The 8,410-nt window shown below is 69.3% G+C and carries 8 protein-coding genes; 3 read left to right on the top strand and 5 right to left on the bottom strand.

The features are described from left to right. Positions 1 to 241 precede the first annotated feature (241 nt). Both VEG08_06805 and VEG08_06810 read left to right on the top strand, forming a co-directional pair. On the top strand, positions 242 to 2,617 hold the full coding sequence (locus tag VEG08_06805) for a bifunctional YncE family protein/alkaline phosphatase family protein (protein HXZ27694.1): 2,376 nt from the start codon (positions 242 to 244) through the stop codon (positions 2,615 to 2,617). An 836-nt stretch (positions 2,618 to 3,453) separates the two neighbouring features. Beyond that, positions 3,454 to 4,632 carry a DUF4349 domain-containing protein gene (locus VEG08_06810; GenBank protein ID HXZ27695.1) on the top strand — a complete coding sequence of 393 codons (1,179 nt, stop codon included), beginning with the start codon at positions 3,454 to 3,456 and terminating at the stop codon, positions 4,630 to 4,632. Positions 4,633 to 5,083: 451 nt separating this feature from the next. Here the strand turns inward: VEG08_06810 and VEG08_06815 are convergent, their stop codons facing one another. The 3 genes from VEG08_06815 to VEG08_06825 form a co-directional block, all read right to left on the bottom strand. After that, on the bottom strand, positions 5,084 to 5,539 hold the full coding sequence (locus VEG08_06815; GenBank protein ID HXZ27696.1) for an SgcJ/EcaC family oxidoreductase: 456 nt from the start codon (positions 5,537 to 5,539) through the stop codon (positions 5,084 to 5,086). A gap of 40 nt (positions 5,540 to 5,579) precedes the next feature. Continuing rightward, entirely contained in the window at positions 5,580 to 6,005 is a 426-nt protein-coding gene (locus VEG08_06820; protein ID HXZ27697.1) for an OsmC family protein, read from the bottom strand. An 83-nt stretch (positions 6,006 to 6,088) separates the two neighbouring features. Beyond that, positions 6,089 to 6,274: a hypothetical protein gene (locus VEG08_06825; protein HXZ27698.1), complete on the bottom strand. Its 186-nt coding sequence runs from the start codon at positions 6,272 to 6,274 to the stop codon at positions 6,089 to 6,091. Positions 6,275 to 6,863: 589 nt separating this feature from the next. Here VEG08_06825 and VEG08_06830 point away from each other — a divergent pair. Then, positions 6,864 to 7,718 carry a hypothetical protein gene (locus tag VEG08_06830; GenBank protein HXZ27699.1) on the top strand — a complete coding sequence of 285 codons (855 nt, stop codon included), beginning with the start codon at positions 6,864 to 6,866 and terminating at the stop codon, positions 7,716 to 7,718. Between the two features lie 260 nt (positions 7,719 to 7,978). Here the strand turns inward: VEG08_06830 and VEG08_06835 are convergent, their stop codons facing one another. Then, a complete protein-coding gene (locus VEG08_06835) occupies positions 7,979 to 8,170 on the bottom strand; it encodes a hypothetical protein (protein HXZ27700.1) in 192 nt (63 codons plus the stop codon). A 60-nt stretch (positions 8,171 to 8,230) separates the two neighbouring features. After that, positions 8,231 to 8,410 (bottom strand): hypothetical protein (locus tag VEG08_06840; GenBank protein HXZ27701.1); only part of this gene is annotated, 180 nt, incomplete at its 5' end.

The raw sequence follows: 8,410 nt of genomic DNA on the forward strand, positions 1-8,410 counted from the left end.
GCCGACCTGCTGTGGCGCAACGACTCCACCACCAGCGTGGTGGTGTGGACCATGAACGGGGCCACCAAGGTGGGCGCCGCCTTCGTCTCCACCAGCGTCGACCCCGCCTGGAAGATCGTCCCCTTCACCCACCAGTGAGGCGGGGCCCCCGGCTCCCATGGCCGGCTCCGTCCGCAGCGCGGGTTGGAGCCGGCGTCCCGCGGCAGCGATACAATGGACGCTCGCCGCAAGGACCGGGAAGATGCGAACGCTCCGCCGCTCTCGACTGCTGTGCACGGCCCTGCTGGGGGGCTGGCTGCTGACGGCCGCGGCCGCCGCGCCTGCCGCCGATTCCCCGCCGGCCTACACCTCCACCCTGCCCACCGGAGTCCGCCTGGACCCGGCCGGAGAGTTCGTCGATCTGGGCTCCATGCCCATCGGGATGGCGCTCGCCCCGGAGAAAGACAAGCTCGTGGTGGTGCTGAGCGGGTGGCGGGAGCAGGGCATCCAGGTCGTGGACCTGGCCTCGCGGCGGGTCACCCAGACGCTGCCGCAGCCGGCGGCCTTCTACGGCGTCGCCTTCTCTCCCGACGGCCGCACCCTCTACGTCTCCGGCGGCAACGACGATTCCATCTTCTGCTATTCCTGGAAGGACGGCGCCGCCACCTTCGAGCGCAAGATCGTGCTGGCCGCGCCCCAGGCCGGCAAGACCGGCTCGCGCTATCCCGCGGGCCTGGCCGTCTCCCGCAACGGCCGCTTCCTCTACGTGGCCGAGAACGTGGGCGACAGCCTGGCGGTGGTGGACCTGCGCCGCGGCGATGCCGTGCGCCGCTTCCCCACCGACCACTATCCTTACGCCGTCGCGCCCGCCGCCGACGGCGCCGTCTACGTCTCCGCGTGGGGCGGCAACACCGTCTCCGTCTTCCGCGCGCGCGCTGACGGCAGCCTCTCCTTCGAGCGCAAGATCTCCGTCGGCCGCCATCCCTCCGCCCTGCTCGCCGACCGCTCGGGCGCGCGCCTGTTCGTCGCCCTGGCGGGAAGCGACCAGGTGGCGGTGGTGGCCACGCGCCCGGCGCGGGTGCTGCGCTACCTCAGCGACGCCGCTCCCGCCGGCCCCTCCGAGGGCAGCACCCCCAACGCCCTGGCGCTCTCCGCCGACGGATCCAGCCTGTTCGTGGCCGAGGCCGACAACAACGCGGTGGCGGTCTTCGATCTCGCCGCCTCCGGCACGCCCCTGCGCGCCCGCATCCCCACCGACTGGTATCCCACCGCCCTGCTCGACGCCTCCGGCAAGCTGCTGGTGCTGACCGGCAAGGGCCACGGAAGCCACGCCAACCCCGAAGGCCCGACTCCGGGCGAGGGCATCACCCGCCCCCTGGGCTACGACCTGGGCCAGTTGAACGGCAGCCTGCGCCTCCTGTCCGACGCCTTCATCCCGGCCGAGGAGGCCGCCTTCTCCGCCCGCGTCGCCGCCGCCAATGGCTGGGGAGAGAAGGCCTCGCCCCGGCGCTATCCTCCCTTCCGGCACGTGATCTACATCATCAAGGAGAACCGCACCTACGACCAGGTGCTGGGCGACCTGAAGCAGGGCGACGGCGATCCCAGCCTGGTCTTCTTCGGTCCCGACGTCGCTCCCAATCACCGCGCCCTGGCCTTGCGCTTCGGGCTCTTCGACCGCTTCTTCACCAACGCCGAGGTCAGCTCCCAGGGACACCTCTGGTCCACCGCCGCCTACGTCACCGACTACGGCGAGAAGACCATCCCTTCCAGCTACTCGCGGCGGCGCGCCGACGTGGACGGAGAGGAGGCGGGCGAGCCCAACGATGGCTTCCTCTGGACCCTGGCCGCCCGCCAGGGCGTCTCCTTCCGTGATTACGGCGAGATGGTGCACGGCCGCGAGGGCTGGCCCATGACCCAGCCCGGCCTGGCCCACCACATCAGTCCGGCGTATCCGCCCTTCGATCTCAGCATCAGCGACCAGGTGCGCGCCGACGCCTGGCTGGCCGAGTTCCAGCAGTTCGTGCGCGACGGCAACCTGCCCCAGCTCGAGGTCCTGCACCTGCCCAACGACCACACCGCCGGGGGCCGCGAAGGCCTCCTCACCCCCCGCGCCTACATGGCCGACAACGACCTTGCTCTGGGCCGCATCGTCGAGGCCCTCTCCCGCTCCCTCTATTGGCGCGACACCGTGCTCTTCGTCCTCGAGGACGACTCGCAGGCCGGGCCCGACCACGTGGACTCCCACCGCTCGCCCTTGTTCGTCATCTCCGCCTACAGCCGCCCCGGCGTGGTCCATCGCTTCGCCAACACCACCGACGTGGTCGCCGCCATCGAGGACATCCTGGGGCTCGACCGCCTCTCCAAGTTCGACTACTTCAGCCGCTCCCTGGCCGACGTCTTTGCCGCCCAGCCCGACCTCACTCCCTACACCGCGCTCACCCCGCAGGCCGACCGCAACGAGAAGAACCCGCCCCACACCGCGGCCGCGCGGCTCTCCCAGGGCATCGACCTGAGCGCCGCCGACCGCGTCGACGACGCCCTCTTCAACCGCATCCTTTGGTTGATCGTGAAGGGCAGCAGGCCGGCTCCCCCCGTCCGCGCCCAGGCCCCTCTCCACGCGCTGCAGTCGAGCCGCTGAGCCGCGCGTGCGCGCCGGGCATGCGGTCGCCCATCGATCCGAGATCCGCGGGAAACGTGGGTGGGTGGCTGGCGCTAAGGGGACTCTTCAGCGATCGCCGCAGGCGTCCTACGGGACTTCCCGGTCTTCACTCTACTTCGAGGCGAGGCGCCGCGCCGGGTCGTGCACGTCAAGGCCGAACCAGGAAGGTCCACCGAACGGGCTGTGGCCGGCAAAATCGGGGAGGGGCGGTAAGTAGCTGCCGCGGATGTCGGACCCTTGCATCCACTGTGGGCGGTATCCGCCGCCCTCGTCCTCCGCGGCCCCGGACCAGCGGCACGCCAGATGTCCCTTCTCACTCCGCCATGAGGATGTCATGCCTTCTGCTCCGATATCCCCGATTCTACACCAGTCCAGCTCCCCAGCCCTGCCGCAGCCCCTAGGAGAAGTCCTAGCTCCGCCCCCTGGGCCCTGGTGCTGCCAGGGCGCCCACTCAAACCTGCTTTTGGCTTGCGTGGGAGACTGACATTTCCGGTCCATCCCTGCCACGGTTTGTCATGGAGCCGCACCGAACGGCGGCTGCTCGCCCGCGCCGCGGTAGCCGCTTCGCGCGAGTTCACAGCGGGTTGCCGCCTCCGACAATGTGCTCTCGCGGCTGGCACTCGGATTGCTCCCTGCTCGAACGACTCCCAGGTCCTGCGTGACTCCCCTCGCTCCCCACTCCCACGCGTGAGTCGCGGGTGTGCCTGGTCCCTATCGTTGTCGAAACCTCGCTGCCGTCCCTCCGGCAGACCAGGGAGGTGTGTGTGCCAACCACAGGCGTAACCACCAGAAAACCGTCGCGCCTTTCCGGGCTGATGACCTTGTTCCTTGTCGTGGCCCTCGTCCTGACCGTGGCGGCCATCGCCGTGCCCAACCTGCTGCGCTCCCGGATGGCCGCCAACGAGGCCACGACGGTGGGATCGCTCCGTGCCATCAATACGGCGGTCACGACTTACAGCGCCCAGCATCCGGGCGAGGGTTTCCCAGAGAAGCTCTCCGACCTCGCGCCCGAGATCGATGACCGCTTGGCCGGCGGCGAGAGGTCGGGCTACAGCTTCCGCTACGAGCCTCGGGACGAGGACGGCGACGGCATCCCTGACGGTTACCGCGTCGAGGCGGTGCCGCTGGCCCCCGGCCAGAGCGGAACCCGCCGCTTCTCCACCGACCAGAGTGGCGCCATCCGCTACCGTGAGGGCGCCGCCCAGCCGGAACAACCGCTCGACGGCGGCGCCGCGCCGCAGCCCGTGTCACAGCCTGTACTCTCCTCGCGCCGCATGCTGCGCAAAGGCTCGATGACGCTGCTGGTCGCCGACCCCGCCCAGGCGGCGGAGCACATCCGCGCCCTCGCCTACCGTCTCGATGGCTACGTGGAATCGGTGCGCGTCTCGGATGAAGGCGCCGGGGCAAGGAGTGCCACCATCGCCATCCGCGTTCCCGCCGCCCGCCTCGACGAGGCCCGCAGCCTGGTGCGCGCGCTGGGCCAGCGCGTCCAGAACGAGCAGGACGATGCCCAGGACGTGACCGGGCAGTACGTGGATCTGGAGTCCAACCTCCGCAACTTCCACGCCGAGGAGACGCAGTACCTGGAGATCATGCGCCGCGCCGGCTCCATCAAGGACACGCTGGCCGTCTCCGAGCGCCTGGCCGACGTGCGCGGGCGCATCGAGCGCACCCAGGGCCGCCTCAACCTGCTGGCCCACCAGACCCAGATGGCGCTGCTGGAGGTCACGCTCTCGACCGAAGCCGTGGTCCGGCCCGCCGACGTGCGCTGGCATCCCCGCGCCCAGGTGCGGGCCGCCTTCTGGGACGCCGCCGACGATCTTTCCGCCTATGCGGACTTCATGATCGCGGTGCTCTTCCGCCTGCCCGTGTTTCTGCTGTGGGCGGCGACGGCGCTGGCCTTCGCCCTCGCCGCCTGGCGCCTGCTGCGCTGGCTGTGGAAGCGGTTCTCCCTGCGGCCTCCAGCCGAGGGTGACCCGCATTGGGCTGGGTAAGACGCCTTGGCCCTACCCAAACCTCGGGCGGGCCGAATGTGGAGAGGGTTCGGCTGATCTTCCCTTGGCTAGGCCCGAAGGGCCGATTGACAATAGCCCAGGACGAAGCGCGCTCCGCGCGCGGAGTCCTGGGCAGGGCAAGGAAAGTAGCCTGAGTCCCGTAGGGACGACAGAATCCCTCTCCCACCCTTCGTCCAGAGGCGGGTGGCCCACCTTTCGCGGGAGAGTATATCCCCGAACCAAAAGAGCCGAGGGTGCCCCACCCTTTGGCGGGTGGCCCACCTTTCGCGCGAGAGTATATCCCGAAAGCTGAACACCGGGGGGTGCCCCACCCTTTGCCGGCCCGGAGCGCAGGCGACGGGCGCTTGTGGCAAAGGGTGGGAGGAGAAACGACAGTCAGTGAACTCCATCGTCCGGAAGAACTCACCCCCGGCGCGGCCGCTGGCGCAGCTCAGTGCCCCGGGGCCAGGTCGCTGGAGAAGGAGTCGGCGACGATCTTCCAGCGCCCGTCCGCCTGCCGCTTCCACACCGTCAGGTACTTGCCGCGGTCCTGGCGCGCGCCCCCGTCCTGGGGCAGGGTCATGGAGTAGCGGCCCACGTCGTAGGCCAGCCCGCCCGAGCGCTTGATGTAGGTGACCTCGTAGACCAGGTTGCCGACCCCGTGCTGCATCGGCCCCTTCAGGTACTCGCGGATGGCCTCGCGGCCGTGCACCGCGCCGTGGTGCGGCGGCATGTAGACCGCGTCCTCGGCGTAGGCGGCCAGCAGCTTCTCCAGCTCGCCGGCGTTCCAGTGCTCGGCCCACTCCTGGCCGACGCGGCGGATACTGGCCTCGGCGTTGCCGCCCGCCCGCGCGGCCTTCCCGTGGGCGGGCCTCTTCTTCGCTGCCTTCTTCGTCTTCTTCTTCATGATCTCGCCTCCGGCACCGGCAGGACGCTGCGGTGGCGGCTCAGCCCGCCAGCTTGGCGTCCATGGTGATCTTGGCGTTGAACAGCTTGGAGACCGGGCAGCCCGCCTTGGCGTTGGCCGCGGCCTGCTCGAACTTGGCCGGGTCGGCCCCGGGGATGCGCGCGGCGACCTCCAGGTGCACCGCGGTGATGGCGAAACCCGCCTCCACCTTCTCCAGGGTGACGGTGGCGGTGGTCTCGATGCTGTCGGCGGTCAGGCCCGCCTGCCCCAGTTGCCCCGACAGCGCCATGGAGAAGCATCCCGCATGCGCCGCTGCCAGCAGTTCCTCGGGGTTCGTGCCCACGCCGTTCTCGAAGCGCGTGCTGAAGCTGTACTGCGCCCCTTTCAGCACCCCGCTCTCGGTCGAGACCGTGCCCTTGCCGTCCTTCAGTCCGCCCTTCCACACTGCGCTGCCCTTTCTCTTCATTTCCGTTCTCCTTGCTGGGATCAAGACACCTTTAGCCTACGCCTGGGTGGGGCGGAGATGGAAGAGAGAGCCGGCGCGGGCGCTCAGTAGAAGTCGGAGCAGCTCAGGAAGAAGCCGCAGCGCCGGCAGAGGAGCTTGCAGTGGGCGGACTCCAGCCGTGAGGAGCAGTTGGGACAGAGTTCGAGGGCGGGCGCGGGCGGGGCGGAGGCTGGCGTCGCGGGCGGCGGCGCGGCCGGTTGCGTTCTGGGCTTGCCGGTGGACTCGTCCATGCCTCGATACCGCTCCTGGGCGGTGGAACCGCGGGCTTCACGATAGCATCGTCCGGGCCCAGGGGGAAGAGGGTGGCGGGACGCCCCTGGATCCACCGCCCGGGCCGGCTGCAGACCGTGTTTCTTCCGATTTGGCAGGAGATCACAGGCTTTTATGCCTGTTACTTTGGGACCACCCCGGCTCGGCCCCTCGGCCAGTGTTCTCTTGGCAAACTCCGGCTAACACTAATAGGTGTTTGCACGAGGAGCCTTCCGGACTATACTGCCGCCCGCGTGATCTTCCTCAGCACGCCAAGGAGAACAGAATGAAACCGCTACTGCGTCTGTTAGTTGCAACGATTCTGACGGCCGGCCTGGTGGCTGCTGCCGCCCCCATCGCTGCTTCCCCTGCTACTGCGCAGAACCCGCAACCGATGGTCGTCTTGGCAGATGGCAGCTCGCCCATCACCACCTGCCTGCCCACGGCTCCGGGGTGCAAACCCCCGATCCAGAAGTAGCCGGCGGGACAACCGGGTAGCCCAGCGGGGCGGAAAAGTTCTTGCACGACCCCGGGGGGATGGACTATGCTCCGTCCCCCTGAGGGGGTCCTATGTCCCTGCGCGTTGTCCTCTCCTACGCCCTCTGGATCGGGCCGGCCTTGCTGCAAGCCGCGCTGGCCGTGATCATGCTGCGCCGGAACCTGCGCAAGCAGTTCCCCGCCTTCTTCCTGTACACCACCTACGAGGTAGCCAGCTTCCTGGTCCTGTTCGCGGTGTACCACCTGGCCTGGAGCAACTACTTCTATGTCTCCTGGGCCTCCAGCGCCATCGGCATCGTGCTGGGCTTCACCGTAATCCTGGAAGTCTTCGCGCACGCCTTCCAGCCCTACAGCGCGCTGCGCGACCTGGGCAGCGTGCTCTTTCGCTGGGTGGCGCTGTTCCTGCTGCTGGTGGCGATCGTGCTGGCGGTGGCCACGCAGGGCAGCGATGCCAGCCGCATCGTGGCCGGCATCCTCACCCTGGACCGCAGCATCCGCGTGATGCAGTGCGGCCTGGTGCTCTTCCTGGTGCTCTTCCTGCCCCATCTGGGACTCTCCTGGAAGCACAACCTGGTGGGCATCGCCCTGGGCTTTGGGCTCTTCGCCAGCGTGCAGCTCATGATCGTGACCCTGCGGGTGCAGGGCGGTTCGGTGCTGCTCAGCGACGGCGCCCTCTCCCTCATCAACAGCGCCGCCTACGGAGGCAGCGTAGTGCTGTGGATGGTCTACCTGCTGTCGCCGGAACCGGCGCGGCGCCCGGTGCTGGCCGAATCCAAGTCCGAGCGCTGGGACAACGCCCTCGCCGGCCTGCAGCATCCCGACGGCGGCGATTCCTTCCTGCCCAAGCTGGAAGCGCGGGTGGAGCGGGTGATGGCCCGCTACAACACCGTGGTCACCGCCCGCCCCCAGAGCCGCTACTGGAACTGATCGCGGCCTGCCTGCTTCTCCCGGCGCCCTGACCTCAGGGCGCCGGGGGCCTCTCCCGCCCCGGAATAGCACAGCCCGGCCGTGGCGACCGGGCTGCACTCAGCATGCAACGTCCCCGGGCAAGCCCAGGAACGGTACTGTAGCCATCCTGCCGCAGCGTCGCCCGCCCGCGCGAAAGATCCTCTTTGTGTTTCAGATTCGGAACATAGCCCCCTTTGGTGGGGGAGGGCCCGGGGAGCGCCTCGGGGGGCCACCGCCCCTCAGCGCCAGTGCTGGGCGGCGAAGCTCTCGCAGTCGTGGGTCAGGAACTCTTGCTGGATCGCGCGGGCCAGGCGCTCGTTCTCGCGCGGGTCAAGGGGCCGCGGACGGTTCCAGCAGCAGCGCTCGCAAAACCACCCGCTCCACTTCTCCGACACCGTGTACACCAGGCGTCGCTGGGATTGCCACCCCACGGAAGACCTCCCTGGCTTCATGGCTCTGTTTCCCGGCTCCCTGGGCTCTCCGACCCCGGCCTACAAACGGTCCAGGAGGAAGACCGTCATCAGGCCGACGAGCACGCCAAACAGAATGATCCCGGCAGCCGGCAGCAGCCAGGGCCCGCGCAGCCGTGCCAGCAGCCGCCCGCCCCACCCGCGCCGGCGCCGCCGCCACTCCCCGCCGGGGGATTGATCCGAGGCGTTGGTGGGGCCCGG

Source organism: Terriglobales bacterium, assembly GCA_035624475.1.
In the GTDB taxonomy this organism is placed as follows: domain Bacteria; phylum Acidobacteriota; class Terriglobia; order Terriglobales; family Acidobacteriaceae; genus DASPRL01.

Bases quoted from the DNA above. Each gene is read 5' to 3' on its own strand.
- VEG08_06820 (HXZ27697.1), bottom strand. From the start codon at position 6,005: ATGAAGAGAAAGGGCAGCGCAGTGTGGAAGGGCGGACTGAAGGACGGC.
- VEG08_06830 (HXZ27699.1), top strand. From the start codon at position 6,864: ATGTCCCTGCGCGTTGTCCTCTCCTACGCCCTCTGGATCGGGCCGGCC.
- VEG08_06825 (HXZ27698.1), bottom strand. From the start codon at position 6,274: ATGGACGAGTCCACCGGCAAGCCCAGAACGCAACCGGCCGCGCCGCCG.
- VEG08_06805 (HXZ27694.1), top strand. From the start codon at position 242: ATGCGAACGCTCCGCCGCTCTCGACTGCTGTGCACGGCCCTGCTGGGG.
- VEG08_06810 (HXZ27695.1), top strand. From the start codon at position 3,454: ATGACCTTGTTCCTTGTCGTGGCCCTCGTCCTGACCGTGGCGGCCATC.
- VEG08_06815 (HXZ27696.1), bottom strand. From the start codon at position 5,539: ATGAAGAAGAAGACGAAGAAGGCAGCGAAGAAGAGGCCCGCCCACGGG.